The sequence below is a fragment of the Yersinia sp. 1252 StPb PI genome, assembly GCF_048593885.1.
Classification (GTDB): domain Bacteria; phylum Pseudomonadota; class Gammaproteobacteria; order Enterobacterales; family Enterobacteriaceae; genus Yersinia; species Yersinia enterocolitica_E.
Genome location: NZ_JAZGQE010000342.1, coordinates 1 through 1,874 on the forward strand (window position 1 = coordinate 1; position 1,874 = coordinate 1,874).

The following is a 1,874-nucleotide window of genomic DNA, read 5'->3' on the forward strand; positions in this document are numbered from 1 at the left end:
GTCTAATTTATTCTTAATATCATTTAAAATTTTTATATCCGCATCTTCTAATTTAATATGACACGAGGCGACGTTCTCTCTTAAATATCGTTCTTTTTTCGTGCCAGGAATAGGTACGATATTAACACTTTGAGCCAATAACCAGGCAAGTGCTATCTGACCAAGACTACAATTATATTTATGACTTAATGGTGTAATAGCCTCTAAAATAGCAAGGTTCTTGGCCATATTCTCTTCAGAGAAACGAGGATTGAAACGCCGGAAGTCATCGACTGAAAAGTCGTTTACTGAAGTATATTTTCCAGTTAAAAAGCCTCGGCCAAGTGGTGAATAAGGTACCAATCCAATATTATTATTTTTCAGAAATGGTAATATTTCATCTTCAATATCCCGAGTCCAAAGAGAATACTCCGTTTGCAAAGCGTCGACAGGAAATACCGACAGCGCCCGCTGAAGAATATCAACAGAAACTTCACATAGGCCAATATGCAATATTTTGCCCTCTTTGACTAAGTTCGCCAAAGTATACATAGTCTCTTCGATAGGTGTTTCAGCATCAAGCCTATGCATGTAATAAAGGTCGATTTTTTCCAACCCCAATCGTTCTAATGATGATTCACAACTTTGCTTTATATAATCAGGAGAATTATTGATTTTTCGTTCATAACCAGCGCTATTTCCGCGATCAATACCACACTTGGTGGCGATAGTTAAGTTTGCACGATCATTAGCCGTCAAACCAGACAAACAGCGCCCAATCAATGATTCATTATGACCACGACCATACATATCTGCCGTATCAAAAAAAGTCACCCCTTCATTTATCGCTGTATGCAATACTTTCAGTGAATCAATCTCATCACTAGGCCCATAGAATTCACTCAGCCCCATAGCACCATATCCAATCGCAGATACCTGTAAGTGAGAACCTAAAGTTCGCTGTGGCAATTCGTTATTATTCATTTTATTTCCTTATATTTAAATGATCAAATCTCGCTATCTATATCCAATTTTCACACTTGAACCATTTTCTTAATTATCTCACTAAATGAATATTTCCGTCATTCCAAGTACCTACGAGATAACTATTCCCGTGTTTCGCTAATGCAACTGCGCCACTAAAATTATCATCCAATAGTTCGGTTTTTCCCGAAATGACATTGACACGTTTAACAGCATCCGCACCATTATCGATAGCGACAATAACGTCATCCGACTCAGCAACAATACCCACACCGGGGCGAATAAAGTCATGACCTAACTCCCGCTTATCGCCCGCTTTATTGATATGAGTTAACCGACCGCTATATTGGGTCACGACTAAACTTCCATCGTTGAGTTCAACAACCCCCACAGGAAGATTTAACCCTGTAACAAGAGTTATTACACTGCCTGTATCTAGATTAAGTGAAGATATATCACCGGATGACCGATTCGTAATCAATAAATTACCCGACTTAGAAAATGCAATCCCTGTTGGGGTTCGGTAACCTGTCGATATCTTCTGCTGAACGCCCTCTGGACTAATTTTTAGAATGTAATTGTCAGAATATGAGGACACATAGACATCGCCATTCTGATTAATGGTAATGCCCGCAGGAGATGATATATTATCTGCGAAAACTTCCTTTTTACCATTAGTATTTATTTTAGTGATCGAGCCAGCGGACCAATTAGTTACATACACAACGCCTTGTTGGTTGACAGCAATCCCTGTAGGTGCATTAAATCCCGTATAAATAATTGATGAATCAGCCATAAGTCCCTCATTAAAAAAACAGCAGACAGTAGAAATAAAAAAACACTTAATTTTTTCATAAAAAATTCCTTATTAGCATTCTTTAATAACCAATAGTTGCGCCACCATCGATATT

General features: G+C 38.1%; 2 protein-coding genes. Both read right to left on the minus strand.

What is annotated here, in order from left to right; genetic code table 11:
- Nucleotides 1-948 (minus strand): aldo/keto reductase (locus V2A85_RS23375; RefSeq protein WP_420072520.1); only part of this gene is annotated, 948 nt, incomplete at its 3' end.
- Between the two features lie 88 nt (nucleotides 949-1,036).
- The gene (locus V2A85_RS23380; RefSeq protein WP_372559521.1) at nucleotides 1,037-1,759 is read right to left on the minus strand and encodes a serine/threonine protein kinase; all 723 of its coding nucleotides are present in this window, start codon (nucleotides 1,757-1,759) and stop codon (nucleotides 1,037-1,039) included.
- Nucleotides 1,760-1,874: the final 115 nt, after the last annotated feature.

Bases quoted from the DNA above. Each gene is read 5' to 3' on its own strand.
- V2A85_RS23380 (WP_372559521.1), bottom strand. From the start codon at position 1,759: ATGGCTGATTCATCAATTATTTATACGGGATTTAATGCACCTACAGGG.